Source organism: Roseateles sp. FW305-36, from assembly GCF_058787015.1.
In genome coordinates, this window is the sequence record NZ_JBYSZK010000013.1 from 17,539 (window position 1) to 36,276 (window position 18,738).

At 63.6% G+C, this 18,738-nt stretch carries 18 protein-coding genes; all 18 read left to right on the forward strand.

Annotated features, from left to right (window positions below):
• Nucleotides 1-112: 112 nt before the first annotated feature.
• Nucleotides 113-346: a hypothetical protein gene (locus AC3WOE_RS21620; RefSeq protein ID WP_492693412.1), complete on the forward strand. Its 234-nt coding sequence runs from the start codon at nucleotides 113-115 to the stop codon at nucleotides 344-346.
• A 293-nt stretch (nucleotides 347-639) separates the two neighbouring features.
• The gene (locus tag AC3WOE_RS21625) at nucleotides 640-1,968 is read left to right on the forward strand and encodes an AAA family ATPase (RefSeq protein WP_492693413.1); all 1,329 of its coding nucleotides are present in this window, start codon (nucleotides 640-642) and stop codon (nucleotides 1,966-1,968) included.
• A 17-nt stretch (nucleotides 1,969-1,985) separates the two neighbouring features.
• Nucleotides 1,986-2,663, forward strand: a complete 678-nt coding sequence (locus AC3WOE_RS21630) for an RloB family protein (RefSeq protein ID WP_492693415.1) — start codon at nucleotides 1,986-1,988, stop codon at nucleotides 2,661-2,663.
• Nucleotides 2,664-2,878: 215 nt separating this feature from the next.
• Nucleotides 2,879-3,151, forward strand: a complete 273-nt coding sequence (locus AC3WOE_RS21635) for a helix-turn-helix domain-containing protein (RefSeq protein ID WP_492693416.1) — start codon at nucleotides 2,879-2,881, stop codon at nucleotides 3,149-3,151.
• Nucleotides 3,152-3,153: 2 nt separating this feature from the next.
• Entirely contained in the window at nucleotides 3,154-4,503 is a 1,350-nt protein-coding gene (locus tag AC3WOE_RS21640; protein ID WP_492693418.1) for a type II toxin-antitoxin system HipA family toxin, read from the forward strand.
• 444 nt (nucleotides 4,504-4,947) lie between these two features.
• Nucleotides 4,948-5,388 (forward strand): hypothetical protein, encoded by a 441-nt coding sequence (locus tag AC3WOE_RS21645; protein ID WP_492693420.1) that lies wholly within the window; start codon nucleotides 4,948-4,950, stop codon nucleotides 5,386-5,388.
• Entirely contained in the window at nucleotides 5,366-6,142 is a 777-nt protein-coding gene (locus AC3WOE_RS21650; RefSeq protein WP_492693422.1) for an autoinducer binding domain-containing protein, read from the forward strand. Before AC3WOE_RS21645 ends, AC3WOE_RS21650 begins: the two co-directional genes overlap by 23 nt.
• A 109-nt stretch (nucleotides 6,143-6,251) precedes the next feature.
• The gene (locus AC3WOE_RS21655; RefSeq protein WP_492693424.1) at nucleotides 6,252-6,926 is read left to right on the forward strand and encodes a lytic transglycosylase domain-containing protein; all 675 of its coding nucleotides are present in this window, start codon (nucleotides 6,252-6,254) and stop codon (nucleotides 6,924-6,926) included.
• Entirely contained in the window at nucleotides 6,923-7,213 is a 291-nt protein-coding gene (locus AC3WOE_RS21660) for a TrbC/VirB2 family protein (protein ID WP_492693425.1), read from the forward strand. Before AC3WOE_RS21655 ends, AC3WOE_RS21660 begins: the two co-directional genes overlap by 4 nt.
• Nucleotides 7,214-7,228: 15 nt before the next feature.
• Nucleotides 7,229-7,561, forward strand: a complete 333-nt coding sequence (locus tag AC3WOE_RS21665) for a VirB3 family type IV secretion system protein (protein WP_492693426.1) — start codon at nucleotides 7,229-7,231, stop codon at nucleotides 7,559-7,561.
• Nucleotides 7,554-10,049 (forward strand): VirB4 family type IV secretion/conjugal transfer ATPase, encoded by a 2,496-nt coding sequence (locus AC3WOE_RS21670; RefSeq protein ID WP_492693428.1) that lies wholly within the window; start codon nucleotides 7,554-7,556, stop codon nucleotides 10,047-10,049. Before AC3WOE_RS21665 ends, AC3WOE_RS21670 begins: the two co-directional genes overlap by 8 nt.
• A 417-nt stretch (nucleotides 10,050-10,466) precedes the next feature.
• On the forward strand, nucleotides 10,467-11,546 hold the full coding sequence (locus AC3WOE_RS21675) for a TrbL/VirB6 family protein (protein ID WP_492693430.1): 1,080 nt from the start codon (nucleotides 10,467-10,469) through the stop codon (nucleotides 11,544-11,546).
• A 25-nt stretch (nucleotides 11,547-11,571) separates the two neighbouring features.
• Nucleotides 11,572-12,267 carry a TrbJ/VirB5 family protein gene (locus tag AC3WOE_RS21680; RefSeq protein ID WP_492693432.1) on the forward strand — a complete coding sequence of 232 codons (696 nt, stop codon included), beginning with the start codon at nucleotides 11,572-11,574 and terminating at the stop codon, nucleotides 12,265-12,267.
• 41 nt (nucleotides 12,268-12,308) lie between these two features.
• A complete protein-coding gene (locus tag AC3WOE_RS21685; RefSeq protein WP_492693434.1) occupies nucleotides 12,309-13,079 on the forward strand; it encodes a VirB8 family type IV secretion system protein in 771 nt (256 codons plus the stop codon).
• Nucleotides 13,076-13,993: a TrbG/VirB9 family P-type conjugative transfer protein gene (locus AC3WOE_RS21690; protein ID WP_492693436.1), complete on the forward strand. Its 918-nt coding sequence runs from the start codon at nucleotides 13,076-13,078 to the stop codon at nucleotides 13,991-13,993. The genes AC3WOE_RS21685 and AC3WOE_RS21690 overlap by 4 nt, the downstream gene beginning before the upstream one ends.
• Nucleotides 13,990-15,645 carry a type IV secretion system protein VirB10 gene (gene virB10, locus AC3WOE_RS21695; protein ID WP_492693438.1) on the forward strand — a complete coding sequence of 552 codons (1,656 nt, stop codon included), beginning with the start codon at nucleotides 13,990-13,992 and terminating at the stop codon, nucleotides 15,643-15,645. The genes AC3WOE_RS21690 and virB10 overlap by 4 nt, the downstream gene beginning before the upstream one ends.
• Nucleotides 15,642-16,733: a P-type DNA transfer ATPase VirB11 gene (gene virB11 / locus AC3WOE_RS21700; protein WP_492693439.1), complete on the forward strand. Its 1,092-nt coding sequence runs from the start codon at nucleotides 15,642-15,644 to the stop codon at nucleotides 16,731-16,733. Before virB10 ends, virB11 begins: the two co-directional genes overlap by 4 nt.
• Nucleotides 16,730-18,730, forward strand: coding sequence for a type IV secretory system conjugative DNA transfer family protein (locus AC3WOE_RS21705; RefSeq protein WP_492693441.1), 2,001 nt, complete (start codon nucleotides 16,730-16,732; stop codon nucleotides 18,728-18,730). The genes virB11 and AC3WOE_RS21705 overlap by 4 nt, the downstream gene beginning before the upstream one ends.
• Nucleotides 18,731-18,738 lie beyond the last annotated feature (8 nt).

Consider the following 18,738-nt stretch of genomic DNA (forward strand, 5'->3'; position numbering starts at 1 on the left):
TTGCGTGCTTCGAGGTCCGCCACATCCGCTTCATCTGGCGGCGGCAGCCTGTTGCTTGCGCTCCGCCGTGCGGCCACCGTGGGCGAGTTCAATACCTGAATTGGAGAAGACGATGGCGTTGTTCGAATTCAACCGCAACTTTGGCCCAGTGCCAGGCGTGGGCCAGCTGTCTTTTGAGCGAGCCCCGGGATTGATCTGCGCCCGTGATGGCAATGGGAAGCTGGTCATGAGAATCGCCACTGGCCCGGGATTCGGTCAGCGCTTGGCAACGGCTTTCTACGACTACAGGCAGGCGATGCACGAGGTAGCGCGGTACGCACCGCTCAGCAACGAGTCAGGCGTCTGACGCCTCGCTGAAATGCTCAGGTAGGGCCAGGTCGCTTGGCGAATCCATGGAGAGGTAGAGTGCTGCGGGCCTTCCGGCCCCCTGCTTTTCCTCCCTGAGCAGGCGCCAACGTGACAGCGAAGGCGACTTCAGCCCCGGCCTAGCGCCGGGGTTCCTTTTGGGTTGCACGGAAGAGGTTGAAGACGACGAACGAGTCCTCAAAAGTGCACACGATTTTACTTTGCCTCTTGAAATTCCACGAGTTCTTGCGCATATAGTGCGCCGAAGAGGGGAATTTTTAATAGAGAGTGAACATGCTGCTTGAGTTTCGCGTTCGGAACTTCCGCTCCATTCGGGATGAGCAGACCCTGAGCTTGGTGGCGGCCAAGAACGACAAGGAGCTTGTCGAGTCGCACTTGGCGCCAACCGGCCTGAAATCGCTCCCCCACGCAGTGCGGTCGGCGGTGATCTATGGCCCAAACGCCAGCGGGAAATCGACCCTGCTGGATTCGCTGAACTACATGCGCTCGGTCGTGGCGGAATCGGCGACAGCTATTCAACCTGGGCAGACCTACAACGTACCGCCGTTTAAGCTTGACGACAGCTTCGCCAAGGAACCGACCTCATTCGAGCTTACGTTCCTGCTTGATGGCGTGCGCCACCAATACGCCTTTTCACTGACCCCCCAGCGCATCATCAGCGAGTCGCTCGTCGTGTACCGGACAGCAAAACCGACGGAGTTGTACAGCCGCCGGTGGGTCCCAGACGGCGAACACTATGACTACGAATTCAGCGCGTACCTCACGGGCTCGCGCAAGCTGTGGCAAGAGAGCACGCGTAGCAATGCGCTGTTCCTATCGACGGCCGCGCAGCTCAACAGCGAGATGCTGTCACCGGTTTTCCGTTGGATCGTGGATAGCCTCGTCTACCTGCCGGCAAACTCAGAGATCAATAACGAGTTCACGACCGCGATGCTCGGTAGCGATGAGGGGCGCGCTGCTGTCTGCGACTTCCTGACGTCGGCCGACATTTCGATAGCCAACATCGTGGCTGTGCCTCGCAAGGGATTCCGTGCGCAGTTCTTGATTCCGCCCGCCGGGGAGGCACAGGTAAGCGGAATCGAGGGAGAGTTCTTGTTCCCCGTCTTCGAGCACAGCACGCCCAACGGCAAGGCGATGTTCGAACTGGCGGAGGAGTCTCAAGGTACCCGACGACTATTTGGCTTGGCGGCCCCCGTCCTCGACGTCCTGCGGGAAGGGCGTGCCCTGGTGGTCGACGAACTGGACAGCAGTTTGCACGCGCTGATGGTGCGGCGATTGATCGCCATGTTCCACAACCCCGAGATCAACAAGAGCGGCGCCCAGCTCATCTTCACAACGCACGACACCTCTTTACTGGACCTGACCATCTTCAGGCGTGACCAGATTTGGTTTACGGAGAAGGACAACGATCAAGCAACGCGTCTCTATCCGCTGTCGGATTTCAGCCCCCGCAAGCACGAGGCGCTGGAGCGCGGATATCTGATGGGGCGATATGGTGCTGTACCGTTTTTCCCGCATTTCCCCGCCGTGCCCGCTACACCGCTGAAACGTGAGCTGAGTAGCGTCTTGTCGAGTGTGGCCGCCTCCACAGTCGCGTTCTAGGCCGCGGGGCCAGCGATATGGGTAAGGACGGCCAGCCGAAACATCGTCAAAAAGCTCGAGACCTTCGGCGGCGGGAGGCCGTGCGTCAGCCCTATCGAAGAGTCCTAATCGTCACCGAAGGGGAAAAGACCGAACCGCAGTACCTCGATGAAATCCGCACTGAGCTACGGTTGTCTACGGCCCATGTCCAAGTCCAGCCAGGAGGATTTGGGACCGAGCCACAGCTGCTCGTCGAATACGCAGAACACCTCTTCCGTCATGGCGAACGGCCACGAGGAGTCGAACCATTGGCGTTCGACCATGTCTACGTCGTGTTTGACCGTGACGATCACCTGACCTACCACCAAGCGCTGAGCACGGTAGACCGTCTACACGGACAGCTGCTCAATGACGAGCGCGTCCGCGTTCCTGTTGAAGCCATCGTGTCGGTCCCATGCTTCGAGCTCTGGCTGTTGTTGCACTACGTTGATGTCCAAGCTCCGATTCACCGCGACGAGGTGTACGAGCGGTTGAGGCAGTTCCTGCCTGGCTATGAGAAGGGGGAGGGTGGGCGCTGGGCTGCCACCAAAGGCTTGCTGGACGCCGCAAACGGACGCGCGCTTGCTCGAGCGCAGGCGACGAGTGCTTTTGACGGTCATGAGACCTACACGGACATGCATCGCCTGGTGGGCGTGCTCACTCGCCTCAAGGAATAACGGGCGTCACGGGGCGCCGTAGAGCGCCAACGGTCCGCTATGGCCCGTATTTGCAAGACCCGGCAATGCGTCTTTTGCCTCGGTCACTGTACAGCTCAAACATTGTATTTGTTAATTACAATTTATAAGCTGTGGATTGAGTTTACAGGAAGCAATACGTAGAATTTGCAAACAGATCACTAAGCAGTGAAGGCAACTTACAGCCTTGAATTTGCATGCTTCGATACATCGTCCGAACCGCCGAACAGTTGCCTCCTTTGCTGCAGGCCTACCGAAAGCAAGCAGGTCTCACACAGACCGAAGTCGCCTTGCGCTTGGGCGTCTCCCAGCAGACCTACTCCGCAATGGAAAGGAACGCTGACAAAGTAGGCACCGCGAGGCTGCTGAAGCTGCTCAACATTCTGGGCGTGGAGCTGGCCCTGGGCAAACCCATGCCGACAGTTGACTCCACAACTCAGCAGGCCGCTGCCGACAAGCCGGTCTGGTAGCCATGGGGCGTCACTCCCACACGCGCACATTGGGTCTCTGGATGAACGGTGCCTACGTAGGCACCTGGAGCATGGCGCCCAACGGCCCCGATACGCTGCAATACGACTCGGCGTGGGCCCTGTCAGAGCAAGGGCGACCGCTGTCTCTATCCCTGCCTTTTATGCCAGGCAACGCGCCACATCGCGGCCCTAAGGTCCGTGCCTACTTCGAGAACCTGCTGCCCGACAGCAAGGACATTCGGGAGCGGATGGCGCGTCGCTTCAACACCGGCTCGACCGACGCGTTCGACCTGCTTGCCGAAATCGGCCGGGACTGCGTCGGCGCGCTCGAAGTTCTTCCTGAAAGCACGCCCTCCGCCGGCACATCGTCGCTCGAGGCCGAGCCCCTGAGCGAGTCCCAAGTCGCGCAAGCGATACGCAACGCGACCACCGCCGATCCCAGGGGCTGGGCGTCCGATGAAGACGATTTCCGCATCTCGATCGCCGGCGCGCAGGAGAAAACTGCATTGCTGCTTCGAGACGGCCAGTGGTGCCTGCCTCACGGCGGCACAGCCACAACCCACATCTTCAAGCTGCCGCTGGGCCTCATCGGCGGCATGAAGGTCGACATGCGCGACTCCATCGAGAACGAATGGCTGTGCGCCCAGATCCTGAGCGAGTTCGGGCTGAAGGTTGCAGCCTGCAAGCCAATGCAATTTGACGATGTCAAAGCGCTGGTGGTCGAGCGTTTCGACCGTTCCTGGTGGACCCACCCATCGGGGGATCGCCGCCTCATCCGGCTGCCACAAGAAGACATGTGCCAAGCCACTGGCGTTTCGCCCGAGGCAAAGTACGAGGCACAAGGCGGGCCGGGCATCGACGCAATACTTGAGGTGCTGGATGGCTCGATGAGTCGTGAGCAGGATCGCCGAGACTTCTTCAAGGCGCAGTTGCTCTTCTGGATCCTCTGCGCACCCGACGGGCATGCAAAGAACTTCAGCCTATTCCTGCGACCCGGCGGCCGCTATCAGCTCACCCCGCTTTACGACGTGCTGTCAGCCTATCCAGTACTCGGAGAAGGGCCATCGAAGTTCTCACCGTTCAAGGTCAAGATGGCCATGGCGATCCGCTCGAAAAACACGCACTGGAAAATGCGAGACATTCTGCGTCGCCACTGGGTAGCGCTCGGGACGCACCATGGCGTGCTGGATGAAAGCGCTCGACCGGTCGAGCATCTGGTTGACGAAATCTTGGCCCGCATCCCAGATGTCGTTTCAAAGGTCAATACCCAACTGCCCGACGGGTTTCCGGCCAGGCTAGCCGACTCGATCTTTGAAGGCATGCGAGATGCCGCGACGCGGCTACGGGCCTGATGACACCACCACGACGCGGCGGGACTCGCGGGCGGGACTCCAAGGTCGGTTCCTCCTGAAGTACGGCAAGTGCGCGCTGGCCGGCGCCTGACCTCGCTCGAGACTCGAACGCCAGAAACAAAACGTAATATCTCTATTGCACTGACAAAGGTGGACGGCTGAGGCCGTCAGATTTTCCGCCTCGGCACGCTGGTGGAAACCCTTTGAACCCAGGAGCCGCCAAACAATAACGCTCCATTCGTTCGGCGCACGAATCCATTTCGCGTGCTGCCGAAGACCTGAAAGGGCCAAACGGCACCTTATTGACAGATAACTTGCCAAGTACACGGACTAGACAGGCACGCAGCGACGGTCTGCAATGCGCCCCGGGACATCAACCCACTCGCCTCCGCAAATCGGCCCAACGAGAGAGCGCGCGGAAAAGCGATCACACCGGGAGCCAGAATGGAACCGTCAACTCAGCTCGGCGTCTACGCGGAGCCGGCGCTTGAACCCAAGCCGCATGTCGCTGTCCGCCATCAAGACGCGGTTGACCAGCCGGCGAGAAGACTCGGGGCCAAGCGTTTCGCGCTGCAACAACGAAAGCATCGGAAGGTCATTCCGACATGGCATGCCGGAGTTACCGGCATCGGGAGCCGGCGCGGCGCGCAGTTGCTCGTGTCTGCCGACGGCACCCTTGAGTTCGCGATCCATCGCATCGCCACCGGCCTGATGATCGAGAAGCGCCTCTGTCAGCCCTCGGGACGGCGAACGGCGCAGACACTGTTCTTTCATGATGCAGCCGGGTTCGATCGGTGGTGCGCACTGGAACCCTTGCGGTTCGAGGACCCCTTGCTTCACGGGGAACTACGCAGGCAAGGTCATGAATCCCTCGGCAAACGCTGACCAGGTCGGCCGTTCAGCGTTGGTGGACGAGCCGGAAAACGGCGCCAAGGTGCTGGACCTTTTGGCCGGATTCAGCAGCGCCGATAACGCAGAGTCAGCAGTTGGGCAGTTCCACGAAGCACTGGAACTGATCGGCGCTGACGCCGGTGTCTTTCTCAGCGCAATCAGCGACGACGCAGCTCGCACGTCATACCGATCTCTACTCGCCTGCGATCCGGTGTGGGCCATCGAGTACGCCAGGCTTGGCTGGCATGAGAACGACCCGTGGCTGCGACATGCCCTTCACAACGAGGATCCCGTCAGAAGCAGCGAACTGAAGTTGCTACCTCGCGAACAAGAGTTCGTGCAGACCGCAGCGAAGTACGGATTCGCGTCTGCGATGGTCGTCCCGGCGCCAAGCAGCGCCGGAACGTCACGGGTCGGGGTCCTGTGCCTGGGCTCCAGCCGCCCCGGCTTCTTTGACGCCGACGCCTATCCGAAGGTCCGCATCGTCGCGACGATGCTCGCCATGGAGCTGCACAGGTGGATTCGACGTGCGGCCTGCAGGGACCTGCTGCTGAAGGCACGCATCAAACCCGAAGACATCGAGCTGTTGAGACACGAGCAGGCCGGGCGAACGAGCAGGCTCATCGCTCAGGAGCTGAACGTTGCCCCGCAAACGGTGGACGTCCGCTTCCATCGTCTTTGCACGAGGCTTGACGTACCCGACCGCCGAAGCGCAGCGAGGGTTGCCCGGCTCTACGGCCTGTTGTGAGCCGTTAGCCGCAAGGAAAGGTTCGGCCCGCAAATCTTGCATCCGAGCGTTCCATACCAGCGCCTAGATTGATCTCAACGCTCAAGAGAGCGGCAAAGAGACACCAGGCATGAACACCCCGACCCCTTCGCGATTTGCTGGCGAACAGCCATCCACGAGATTGCCGCAGCGCGCGCAATCGATCCGCGTGGGTGCGCTTGCAGTCTGGCTGGTGTCAGGCATTGCCGGCTCGGCGAACGCAACTGGCGAATGCACCGCGCTGCCGTGCGTCGACGCATCCCACTTTGCTTCTCTGGCGGCGACTTGTGCCCCGGCCATCCACGTGCAGACAGCGGCTGCGCTGGTTCATGTGGAAAGCGCATTCAATCCGTGGGCGATCGGCGTGGTCGGTGGATCGCTTCTACGCCAACCACGCAGCCGCGGCGAGGCGCTGGCCACGGCGCGCGCGCTCCAGTCGGCCGGATGGGACTTCAGCATCGGCTTGGGCCAGATCAACGTGCGCAACCTCAAGCGCCTGGGACTGACCCTCGAGACCGGCTTCGAGCCATGCGTCAACCTCGGCGCGATGCAGGAGGTCCTCTCCGACTGCTTCACGCGGGCCTACACGAGCGGCACCCGGTCGAAACAGCAGGCGCTTCGCCCCGCCCTCTCCTGCTACTACAGCGGCAACTTCGTGACCGGCTTCAAGCACGGATACGTCGACCGGGTCGTGGCGGCAGCCACCCAGCAACTTGTTCCCTCGTCTTCCGGCAATCCCGCCAACTTCCGAAAGGAAAACCCATGAGCCGCCTCAGCCAAGTCAGGCACGCCTTCGTCGCGCTCGCCGTTCAACTCGCCATCGTCGCCCGGTCTCCGGCCGCCGCTGCTGGGTTCGACAAGATCAACGACACCGTCGTCAACGTCAACACCATCCTGGTGACCATCTCCGTCGCCGTGGTGACCATCGCGATCATCTGGGCCGGCTTCAAGATGATCTTCCAGGGTGCTCGCCTCACCGACGTGGCCAACGTGCTGATCGGCGGCACGCTGGTCGGCGGCGCAGGTGCCATGGCTTCCTACATCGTCAGCTGAGCTGGAGCCATTGCCATGCAATGCGAAGCGATCTTCAAGGGTGCCACGCGTCCGGCGATGAAGCTTGGCATCCCGCTGGTGCCGCTCGTCGTGCTGTGTGGCACCGGCATGCTGCTGACCCTGTGGGGCGGCGTGCTGGTGAGTTGGTGGGTCGCACTGGGCGCCATGCTGTCGATCGTTCCCGCACTGCTGTGGATGCGCCTGGTCACCGCCAAGGACGACCAGCGCTTCCGGCAAATCTTCATCGCGATGAAGCTGCGGCTGCACGACAGCAACCACCACTTCTGGCACGCGCGCAGCTATGCGCCTTCCCTTTTCCGAGGAGCCCGCGATGCCTGGCATGTTTGATCGCGTCGCCAGCATCCGTGCTGGTACCCAATCCGGCAAAGGCGAATGCCGTCCTCAGTATTGGACGCAGGCTCGGATGGAGAACCCGCTGGCTCGCTTCATCCCGTTCTCGTCGCTTGTCAGCGCGCACGACGTGATCACCCGCGGCGGGGACTACTTGCGCGTGTGGCGATTGGACGGCGTGCCTTTCGAATGCGCCGACGATCCTCTGATTCTTGAACGGCACGAGGCACTGTGCAGCCTGCTTCGCAACCTCGCAGGCGGCGAATGGGCCGTGTGGACGCATCGGTTGCACCGTGTTGTGCACGACGTCCTGCAGCACCCGATGCAAGCCGGCTTTGCGCGAGATTTGTCTCTGGCGTACCAGGCAAAGCTCGGTCAGCGCCGAATGATGAGCAACGAGCTGTACCTGACGCTGGTCTACCGGCCCAACGTCTCGCGGCTCAGCCGTGCCCTGCAATCAACGAAACGCACCCGCGCCATGATCGGCGCGGCGCAAGCCGAAGCCCTGCGTGTCATGGATGAACGCAGCGCGTTGGTGGAAAGAGTGCTGCGTGGATTCGGGCCGCACTTGTTGGGTGCCCGCGAACAAGGGGGCCGGTCGTACTCCGAAGTGGCCGAATTCCTGGGGTACCTCGTCAACGGTTGCTGGCGGTCGATCCCGATGAAACCGGGGCCGCTCTACCGGACGCTGCCGACGACGCGCCTTTCCTTTGCTGGCGACAAACTCGAATTGCGCCAGGGCGACCGGCGCCGCTACGCGGCCCTGGTCGACATCAAGGAGTACGCCGACGCCGTGGAGCCGGGCATCTTGAACGCCCTGCTCTATGAGCCCAGCGAGTTCATCGAGACGCAGAGCTTCTCGATCATGCCGCGCCGAGACGCCATGCGCGCGTTGGAGCTGCAGCGCGACCAGCTGATCGCCAGCGACGATGTGGTGGCCAGCCAGGTGGCCGAGATGGACGTTGCGCTCAACGAGCTCGGCGACGGTCAGTTCTGCATGGGCGAGTTCCACTACAGCCTCGTCGTATTCGGCGAGGAAGGCGAGGACAGCGTGGCCGGCGCTGGCCGGCGAGCGGCCCAGGCCATCGGCGCGGTTGGCGAGGCTTCCAGCCTGCAGATGTCGCCAGTGGATTTGGTCGCCGACGCAGCCTGGTTTGCACAAATGCCGGGCAACTGGCAGTGGCGGCCGCGTGATGCCAAGCTGTCCTCGCGGGCGTTCGCGGCGCTGGCGAGCGGTCACAACTTCGCCCGCGGCAAGCGCGATGGCAACCCGTGGGGCGAGGCGCTGGCGCTGCTACGCACGCCCTCGGGCCAGCCGTTCTATCTGAACCTGCACAGCAGTCCCGCTGGGGAGGACTCGGCCGATCAGAAGTTGCCCGGCAATACGCTGATCATCGGCTCGACCGGCGTGGGCAAGACGACGCTGGAGATGTTCCTGCTGGCGCTCACGCGCAAATGGGATCCGGCACCTCGCCTCGTGCTCTTCGACCTGGACCGCGGCTGCGAGATCGCCATTCGCGCGCTGGGTGGGCGCTACTTCACCCTTGAAGCCGGGAAACCCACGGGGTGCAACCCTCTGCAGCGTGACCCGACACCGGCGCGGATCCAGTTCTGGGAGCAACTGATTCGGACGTGCATCGGCACGGTGGCCATACCGCTGCTGCCGGCGGACGAACGCGCCATCGCGGATGCCGTCAAGGCGGTCGCGATGATGCCAGCGCCGCTGCGCCGCTTCTCGACCGTGCGGCAGAACCTGCCCAAGGCCGGTGAGAACAGCCTGTTCGAACGACTCGGCCGCTGGTGCCAGGGCGGTGCACTTGGCTGGGTCTTCGACCAGGCAGACGACCGCTTGCTGGACCTGCAAGGGGCTTCCGTCATTGGCTTTGATACCACCGAGTTCCTGGACCTGCCCGAGGTCCGCACGCCGGTGATGATGTACCTGCTGCAGGTGATGGAAGAGCTCGTCAATGGCGAACGCCTGATCTACGTGATTTCGGAGTTCTGGAAGGCGCTCGACCACGAGTCCTTCAGCGACTTCGCCAAGCAAAAGCAAAAGACGATCCGCAAGCAGAACGGTCTGGGCATCTTCGATACGCAGAGCCCGTCCGATGTGCTGCGCCACCCGATCGGCCGCACGATGGTCGAGCAAAGCGTGACCAAGATCTTTCTCGCCAATCCGGAAGCGGTGCGCGAAGAGTACGTCGAGGGCTTTGGCCTGACGCATGCGGAGTACGACATCGTGCGCAGCCTCGGCGCGCAAGGCGGCCGACGCTTCCTCGTCAAGCAGGGCCACACCAGCGCGATCTGCGAGCTGGATCTCGCCGGCCTCGAGGACATCGTCACCGTGCTTTCGGCCACCACCGACAACGTCACCCTGCTCGACGCTATGCGCGCGCGCCATGGCGACGCCCCGGCGGATTGGCTTCCTGCCCTCTTCCGCGAGGTCAGGGATCGCAGGAGTCGCAACTCAAGGAGATCTGCATGAAGGCTATCTGTTGTGTCCTGGTGCAGAGTGCTCTGGCACTCGCGACGACTACCGCCGGCGCCCAGTTCGTGAAGGGCAACGAGGCCGTCAAGGTGATGCCCGATGGGACGAGGAAGGTGGAGACGCCGCCGCTACCAACCGCGACGCTGGGTACGCCTTGCCCGGCCGTGAAGGCAGGTTGCGCGGGAGGTGGCTGGAAGATGCTTGAAGGCGAGAGAGGCTTGGTTGAATGCACGGAAGTCTTCGCGAGACCCGGCACTTGTCGCAGTTCAACCTACGGGACAGAGAAGCGCTCACGCTCGTGGATCGTGAAACTCGGGGGGGAGTGGATCCAATGCGAACGGCCAGCCATTACCGGCACGTGCGTCAGCCTCAAGAGCTTTCCGATAAGCGCCGTTCAATAGAGGGAGCGAAGCAATGTTTGCCTGGGTCGGCTCTCAGTTCAACGACGTTTTGAACACCTATGTACTCAGCGTAGTAACTGCGCTGATGGTCGGCATAGCGCCTATCGCGCTGGCCACCATGACGATCTGGATTGCGCTCTATGGCTGGGCCGTTTTGCGCAACGAGGTCGCCGAGACGATTCCCGCATTCCTTTGGAGGACGTTCAAGATTGGCCTGGTCCTCGCGATCGCTTTGCAGTCAGGCGTCTATATCTCGACCGTTGCCGACTCGGCAAACGCGCTCGCAACGGGTGTGGCCACGACTTTCCTTCCGGCCGCCGCGGATCCTAAGGCGATCACATCACCATATGTCCTGCTGGACAACTTCAATGACGAGGCCAGCAAGCTGGTGTTGGACCTTCTAAAGGAAGCTGGAATTACACGGCTAGATTTGGTCCTTGCTGCAGTCGTCACGGCATTTGGCAACGTGATCTTTCTGTGCATCGCCCTATTTGTGGTCACCCTTGCCAAGGTTTTTCTGACCTTCGCTATCGCGGTAGGCCCACTGTTTGTCTTGGGCTTGGCTTGGCGACCGACGGCGCGCTTCTTCGACAGCTGGCTCTCTATGGTTTTGAATGCCATTGTGTTGACCTGGTTCGCCTTCTTCGCGCTTGGTCTGAGCGCTTTCATGGGCGACTCTCTAGTTCAGGCAATCCAGGTCAACGGAGGCTTCCTCGGCCCCACCTTCAACGTCGTCGGCGAGAGCTTGAAGTACTGCGTCGTGATGATCCTCATGGCGATCATCTGCTTCCAGGCACCGAGCCTTGCGTCGGCGCTCACCGGTGGCACGGCGATCCAGCAAGGCGTACAGATGGTCCAGAACGCCATCAGGGTCTCCAGCATGCGTTCGCTGTCTCGTGGAAGCGGCGCGGGTGCTGCGGGCGCCGCGGGCGGTGTCGCCCGGGCCGGGGTCGGTCTGCCTTACGCGGCGGGCCAGGTCACGGGTGCTGCGACCGCCGCTAGCAGCCGTGCTGCAGGTTCTGTCGTGGCGGGCGCCGGTGCCGCGATCCGAACCGCTGCCTACAAGCTCGCCGCATTGCGCGGTCGGTCGTGATCACCAAACAGCAAGGAGCGTTGTCATGCACATTCGTCTGAAGCTTGCTTCCGCGATCCTCATCGTTCTCGGATCAGGCGGCGCGCGCGCGCAGGGCATTCCGGTCATCGACGTTGCCAATCTGGTCCAGACGATCCAGCAGGTGATCGACGGCATCACGCAGATCAACAACCAGGTGCATCAGATTGCACAGTTGCAGAGCCAGCTCAACAGCATCAATGGCGCGCGGAACCTCGGCGACATCTTCAACAACCCGATGTTGAGGAACTACGTGCCGGCCGAGGCTTACATCCAACTCAACGCCGTCAACACGTCCGGGTACGCGGGGCTTAATGCGACGGCCCGGGCGCTGCGCAACGCGGGCATGGTCTACAACTGCTTGGACTTGTCAGGCAGCGCCCGGACCACCTGCCAAGCCTCGCTGGCGCAGCCTTACCAGCACAAGGGCCTGCTACAGGACGCCATGAAGTCAGCGGCCGGTCGCCTGTTGCAAATCCAGTCGCTCATGGGCCAGATCAACGCCACTACCGACCAGAAGGCGGTGCAGGAGATCCAGGCCCGCATCGGTGCCGAGAACGCGCTGCTCGCGCACGAGATGTCCCAGGTGCAGATGCTGCAGGGCATGGCCGACAGCGAAGAGCGCATCGCTCGTTCGCGTGATCGAGAGCGTCAGTACGAGATGCTGAATCGCCCGGGCAAGGTTGCTGCCTACCTCCACTGAGGGCCCTGCCCTCCTCCCCGTCCTTTAACTGCGAGGTTCCTATGAATGCTTTCCTGAAGCCAGGAAGAGCCGCTGCATTTCTCGATGTGTCCCAAAGTTTCCGCGATGCCACTGCCGAGGCGGCGATCGACGCGAACCGTGCCTGGGAGATCGACCGTGCGCTGTGGCTCGAACGCTCGGAGCGCCGCGCTTGGGGCGTGGCCATCGCCGGCCTCGTGCTGGGTCTCACCGGGGTCGCGGCGGTGTTCGTGCAGGGCCCGCTGCGCAGCGTCGTGGAAATTCCGATCGTCGTCGATCGCGTGACCGGCGAGACCACGGTGCAGCAGCGCCTGAATGTCGAAAGCATCCCGCCGATGGAAGCGCTCGACAAGCACAACCTTGCCAACTTCGTGCGTGCACGCGAGGGCTACAGCTGGACCTTCCTGCAGCGCGACTTCGACCAGGTCGCTCGGATGGCGGTGCCGCTGGTGTTCGCTGACTACAACCGGCAGTTCGAGGGCGACGGCGCGGTGCACAAGAAGCTCGGGGCCACCGAGGAATGGCGCATCAACATCGTGGGCGTGCGCTTGGCGGCGTCTGGCCGAGCCGGCAACAAGGGAGAGGCGACTGTCACCTACGACAAGGTGGTGCGCCTGGTCGACCGTAACCTGCCCGATATCACCACCCGGCACGTCGCCAGCATCGTCTACGAGTACCAGCCCAAAGTATTTGCAAAGGAGCGCGATCGGCTCGAGAACCCGTTCGGCTTTGTCGCCACGGCGTATCGGTCCGATCCGGAAATCAACACAGCCGCGCTCGGGGTCAGGCCATGAAGCGCATCGCCTGCCTTTTGGCGGTCGCTGGCGCTGGGCTCTGCAATGTGGCCGCTGCGACTGAACCCATCGACCCACGCTTACGCGAAGTGGCCTATGACCCGCTCCGGGTCGTCACGGTGCCGGTCAGGCGCGGTGTCGTGACGCTCGTGGTGCTCGATGCTGACGAGTCGATCATGGAGGTCGCAGCCGGGCTGGGGGGCGATTGCCTCAAGGCGGCATCGACCTGGTGCGTGGCGGCGCAGCCCGGCGGACACCACCTGTTCATCAAGCCCAAGAGTTCGGCCAACGCTGCGAACACCCTGGCGGTGGTGACCGACCGCCGCACGCACAGCTTCCGATTCGTCGTGCTGGCCGACGAGGATCCTGCCACCCCGGTCTACCGGCTCATGGTGAAGGCTCCAGCCCGCCCAGCGCCTGCGGTTCGACATCCGCAGCCCATGTTGTCGTCGCTGGCTGCGCTGGCAGCCCTGCCGCCAACCACACCACCGCACCAGCTCGTCGCTGAGCGGCTGCAGGCCAGGCCGCAGGTAGTGAACTCTCAGTACTCGTTCGCCCAAGGCGACGGATCTCAGGACATCGTCCCCAGCCTTGTCTTCGACGACGGCCGATTCACCTATCTGCGCTTTTCCGGGAACCGGGAGGTGCCCGCCGTGTTCCATGTGCTGGGTGACGGCAGCGAAACGTTGGTCAATGCACGCATGGAGGAGGACCTCCTCGTGGTGGACCGCGTAAGCAGGCGCTTGATGCTGCGCGCTGGATCGGCGGTCGTGGCGCTTTGGAACGAGGCTTTCGATCTGGATGGCAGGCCCGCGGACAACGGCGTCACCGTCGAAGGTGTTCGGCGGGTGCTCAAGACGGAGGCTGGTGCAGCCCTCTCAGCGTCACAAGCACGCGAGGAAGGTGGACCATGAAGCCCGACACGAGCAACCGAAGCCGTCGACAACTGGTCGCGACAACGAACAAGGCTGCGGTCGCAGATGTAGACGCGGATGCGACTACGGGTCCCGATCCGGGTCCGGGTCCGGATGGGCGTGCGGATGCTGGCACTGGCACTGATGCGAGCACTGCTGCGGATGCGGATTCCAGTGCCGGTGCCGGTGCCGGTGCCGGTGCCGGTGCCGGTGCTGGTGTCGGTGCTGGTGTCGGCGCTGGTGCGGGTGCGGGTGCGGGTGCGGGTGCGGGTGCGGCCGAGAACAGGATCTCGCCGTCAAGAGTCGCGGACCGCTATATAGAAGCCAGCGCCACGAAGCGTTCGCCGAAAGAATTGCTGTCTTTGGTCCTGGTCATTGGATCGCTGATCGCCTTCGTGGGGGTCGCGATCCAGAGTAGGGGGAAAGGTCGCGGCGCGGCTGATGAGGCGGAGGCCAAAGCTGCGCGCGACAGGCCGGCCGCCGCCCAGGACGAAGCACGCAGGCTGAATTTCGACATCGTGCCAGGCGCGAGCAACGCCGCGGCCAGACCCCAAGTGCCTGAACTGGTGCCCACGGCCGGCGAGCTGCCCGAGCCCATCAGCGTTCGGCGCGCGGGTTCGGAGGCGCAGGCATCGGGCCGATCGAAGGTGGTGCCTCCCGAGGATGCGCCCATCCTGCTGGTCACGACTCGGCCCGGGGCTGTCGCGTCGCCCGGGTCTTCCGTCGAGCGAGTAGACGCGTCGTCCGTCGAAGGCCCAGGCGCGCCTGACTCCGGCCCCAACGATGCTTTCGGGGCCACCACGCGCAATCTGCAGGGGTACCAGCGGCAGTTGCAGACCCTTCTGGACAGTCTGACCCGTTCCGCCAGCTTGGCCAGCGGCCAGGCCGGCACAGCTGCGCCATCGCAGGTCCTTCTGGGCGGACCTGCGTCGGTGGCTGCCGCGCCCGCTGGCGGTTCCGCGGCCGGCTTGTTTGGCGGCCAACTGCAAGGCGCCGTCAGCGCCAGGGCGACGGCCTCGATGCTCGGCAACCGCAGTCTGACGCTGCCCAAGGGCACTGCCTTCACGTGCGCACTCAAGACGCGGATCATCAGCGCGCAATCAGGCATGGTCGGCTGCCAGGTGCAGCGCAACGTCTTCAGCGACGACGGACGCGTGCTGCTGATCGAGCGGGGATCCCACCTCGACGGTGAGTACCGGATCGCTTCGGTCCGGCCGGGGACCGTGCGCATTCCGGTGCTGTGGACCCGCATCCGCACGCCCTTGGGCGTCACGGTGGACATCGATTCGCCGGCCACCGGGCCGCTGGGCGAATCCGGCATCGACGGCCATGTGGACAACCGCTGGAGCGAGCGCATCGGTGCGGCGATGCTGCTGTCGCTGATCGACGATTCGGTGAAGCTGGTCATCCAGGCCCAAGCGTCTTCCGGGCATGCGGATGGTCAGGGCGACACGATCGTGTTGCCGTCCACGACGGCCAATACCAGCAAGCTGGCCGAGAAGGTGCTGGACAGCACCATCAACATCCCGCCCCTGGTTTACCGCAACCAGGGCGGCATCGTCGGCATCTACGTCGCCCGCGATGTGGACTTCTCGTCGGTCTACGACTTGAGGCCCACGCAGGGGGAGTCGCTTCAGGAGGGCGTGCGATGAACTCCCGTCCTGACGCTCACGATGGCGGCAACGATGTCTGGCGCGGGGACGCCACATCGGTGATCGAGTTCCTGCGCCCACTGCGAGGCCAGCTGGATGCGCCTGGCGTGCTCGAGGTTTGCGTGAATCGGCCAGGCGAGATGTGGGTCGAGACCGTGCGCGGTTGGCAGACGGTGCCCGCGGCAGAGATGACGCTGGAGCGCTGCCTGTCGCTGGCCACCGCCGTGGCCACCTACTGCGATCAACAGGTCAACCAGGAACATCCGCTGCTGTCGGCCACGCTGCCCAGCGGCGAACGCATCCAGTTCGTCATCGCTCCGGCCGTGACCCGAGGCACCGTGTCGATCACGGTGCGCAAACCCTCTGACTTGATCAGGCGGCTGGACGACTTCGAGCGCGAAGGCCTGTTCGAGCGCACCAGCATGTTGGCGCCGGCCTCGACCGCGGCCTTGCTGCCCTTCGAGCGCGAGCTGGTGGCGCTCAAGCAGGCCCGCCGCTACGCCGACTTCCTGCGCCTGGCGGTGAACAGGCACCAAACCATCGTGGTCAGCGGCAAGACCGGCTCGGGCAAGACCACCTTCATGAAGGGCCTGGTGGAGGAGGTGCATCGGCACGAGCGCCTCATCACGATCCAGGACACGGCGGAACTGACGCTGCCGAACCACCCCAACGTGGTGCACCTGTTCTACAGCAAGGACGCACAGGGCACCGCGCGGGTGAGCGCCAAGTCATTGCTGGAAGCATGCCTGCGCATGCGGCCGGACCGCATCTTCCTGGCGGAGGTGCGAGGCGACGAGTGCTTCCACTTCGTACGCCTGGCGGCCTCGGGGCATCCCGGCAGCATCACGAGCGTGCATGCCGGCAGCTGCGCCCTCGCCTTCGAGCAGATGGCGCTGATGGTCCGTGAGACGGGTGCCGGCGGTGGCCTGGCGCTGCATGAGATCAAGCAGCTGCTCGGGCTCGTCGTCGACGTGGTCGTGCAGTTCGATCGCGATGAAGGTGGCCGCTTCATCTCGGAAATCCTCTACGAACCCCGGCGCATGCGCCGCACTGTCGGCCGCCGTGGCGGCCATCCGGAGGCCGCATGAGCAGCATCACATCCCTGCCCTTCGCTTCCTGGACCACGGGGCGCAAGGTCGCCGCGGCCCTGTTCGTCGCCTCCGGTTGCGTCGCCCTGGCCTGCGCGGCCCTCTACATGGCCGGTGCGATCTTTCTGGTGCTTAACAAGGCCGCCCCGCGGCACGCGAGCCTCACGAGCATCGTTCGTCACTGGTATCTCTTCGCGGACGATGCCCGGCTGCGCAAAAGGCTGCAGATCGCCATCGGAGTCTCGGGGTTTGGCATGCTGGTGCTCGTGCCGGCGGGCCTGATTGCCGCTGCACGAACGCGCCGGCCGTTGCACGGCGACGCGCGATTCGCCAATTCGGCGGAAATCGCCCGCGCGGGCTTGACCGTCAGCGATGGCCGACCCGGCATCCTCGTCGGCCGCCATCGCGGCAGGTATTTGTACTTGCGGGGCCAGCTCTCGGTGCTGCTCTCCGCGCCCACGCGCAGCGGCAAGGGCGTGGGCGTCGTCATCCCGAATCTGCTGAACTGGCCGGACTCGGTTGTCGTCCTGGACGTCAAGGGCGAGAACTACAACATCACGGCCGGCTACCGCGAGCGTCAGGGCCACGCCATCTTTGCGTTTTCCCCGTTCGATGTCGAAGGGCGAAGCCACCGCTGGAATCCGCTGAGCGCGGTGCGCATCAGCGCGACGCACCGGGTAAACGATCTGCTCACCATCGGGCGGGTGCTTTTCCCCAATGACGGCGGCGGCACCTCGACCGAGGGCTTCTTCAATGACCAGGCGCGCAACGTGTTTCTGGCCCTGGGGCTGCTCCTGCTGGAAACGCCAGCATTGCCGCGCACCATCGGCGAGATGCTGCGCCAGTCCTCTGGCCAGGGACAGCCGCTGAAGGACCACCTTGCTTGCGTCATGGCGCAGCGACGCGAGGCGGGCGATGCCCTGTCCAACGAGTGCACCGAGGCATTGCAGCGCCTGCTGTCGAACTCTGAAAACACCCTGGCCAGCGTGATGGCCACGTTCAACGCGCCATTGACGATATTTGCGCAAGCGGTGACCGACGCGGCTACCAGCGCCGACGATTTCCGGCTGGAGGACCTTCGCCGCGAGCGCATGTCGGTCTATGTCCGCATCCAGCCGTCCGAGCTGGCCAGCGCCCGGCCGCTGCTCATGCTGTTCTTCTCGCAGCTCGTCAGGCTGAACACGCAGGCCCTGCCCGAGCAGGACGGCTCCCTCAAATTCCAATGCCTGCTGATCAACGACGAGTTCCCCACCATGGGCCGGGTGGACGTCATCACGCAGGCAGCTCCCTATCTGGGGGGTTACAACCTGCGCTTGCTGACCATCGTGCAGGCCATGGCGCAGCTCGACGCCGTCTACGGCGACAAGCAGGCTCGCAGTTTCGCAACCAACCATGGCCTGCAGATCCTGTTTGCGCCACGCGAGCAGCGCGACGCCGATGAGTACAGCGCCATGCTGGGCCACTACACGGAGCGCGCCACTTCGCATGGCCGCAGCCAGTCGTACAGCGGACGCGCGTCCAGCAGCGTAAGCCGCAACGACAGCGATCAGCGTCGTGCGTTGCTGCTGCCCCAGGAATTCAAGGAATTGGGCAGCGAGCGCCTGGTGGTGCTCCTCGAGAACTGCAAGCCCATCCTCGGCGAGAAGATCCGCTACTACCGCGACAAGGTCTTGCGCGCCCGGCTGTTCCCGGCGCCGGTCGTGCCACCCATGGACGTCGACCTGCACCTGGCGCGGACGCAGCAGCGCTGGCGCTATGCCGACGAGGAGCTGCCCCCGGGGGAATCACTCAGGGCGGAGCAAATCGTCTACGACCAGAGCAAGCTGCCACGGATGGACAAGGGCGAGCCCAAGGAATCGGCGAACACGATGATCGGCTTCTTGGACAACTTGCCGCTCACTCAGGACGAGGCGGGAGGTGTGATCGAGGCGGCCCCCGACGATGACGGGGTGCTTGCCGCAAAACCGCGCCCCATCGACCCCGCCGACTTCACCTAGGCCATGGA

Bases quoted from the DNA above. Each gene is read 5' to 3' on its own strand.
- AC3WOE_RS21620 (WP_492693412.1), top strand. From the start codon at position 113: ATGGCGTTGTTCGAATTCAACCGCAACTTTGGCCCAGTGCCAGGCGTG.
- AC3WOE_RS21625 (WP_492693413.1), top strand. From the start codon at position 640: ATGCTGCTTGAGTTTCGCGTTCGGAACTTCCGCTCCATTCGGGATGAG.
- AC3WOE_RS21630 (WP_492693415.1), top strand. From the start codon at position 1,986: ATGGGTAAGGACGGCCAGCCGAAACATCGTCAAAAAGCTCGAGACCTT.
- AC3WOE_RS21635 (WP_492693416.1), top strand. From the start codon at position 2,879: ATGCTTCGATACATCGTCCGAACCGCCGAACAGTTGCCTCCTTTGCTG.
- AC3WOE_RS21640 (WP_492693418.1), top strand. From the start codon at position 3,154: ATGGGGCGTCACTCCCACACGCGCACATTGGGTCTCTGGATGAACGGT.
- AC3WOE_RS21645 (WP_492693420.1), top strand. From the start codon at position 4,948: ATGGAACCGTCAACTCAGCTCGGCGTCTACGCGGAGCCGGCGCTTGAA.
- AC3WOE_RS21650 (WP_492693422.1), top strand. From the start codon at position 5,366: ATGAATCCCTCGGCAAACGCTGACCAGGTCGGCCGTTCAGCGTTGGTG.
- AC3WOE_RS21655 (WP_492693424.1), top strand. From the start codon at position 6,252: ATGAACACCCCGACCCCTTCGCGATTTGCTGGCGAACAGCCATCCACG.
- AC3WOE_RS21660 (WP_492693425.1), top strand. From the start codon at position 6,923: ATGAGCCGCCTCAGCCAAGTCAGGCACGCCTTCGTCGCGCTCGCCGTT.
- AC3WOE_RS21665 (WP_492693426.1), top strand. From the start codon at position 7,229: ATGCAATGCGAAGCGATCTTCAAGGGTGCCACGCGTCCGGCGATGAAG.
- AC3WOE_RS21670 (WP_492693428.1), top strand. From the start codon at position 7,554: ATGTTTGATCGCGTCGCCAGCATCCGTGCTGGTACCCAATCCGGCAAA.
- AC3WOE_RS21675 (WP_492693430.1), top strand. From the start codon at position 10,467: ATGTTTGCCTGGGTCGGCTCTCAGTTCAACGACGTTTTGAACACCTAT.
- AC3WOE_RS21680 (WP_492693432.1), top strand. From the start codon at position 11,572: ATGCACATTCGTCTGAAGCTTGCTTCCGCGATCCTCATCGTTCTCGGA.
- AC3WOE_RS21685 (WP_492693434.1), top strand. From the start codon at position 12,309: ATGAATGCTTTCCTGAAGCCAGGAAGAGCCGCTGCATTTCTCGATGTG.
- AC3WOE_RS21690 (WP_492693436.1), top strand. From the start codon at position 13,076: ATGAAGCGCATCGCCTGCCTTTTGGCGGTCGCTGGCGCTGGGCTCTGC.
- virB10 (WP_492693438.1), top strand. From the start codon at position 13,990: ATGAAGCCCGACACGAGCAACCGAAGCCGTCGACAACTGGTCGCGACA.
- virB11 (WP_492693439.1), top strand. From the start codon at position 15,642: ATGAACTCCCGTCCTGACGCTCACGATGGCGGCAACGATGTCTGGCGC.
- AC3WOE_RS21705 (WP_492693441.1), top strand. From the start codon at position 16,730: ATGAGCAGCATCACATCCCTGCCCTTCGCTTCCTGGACCACGGGGCGC.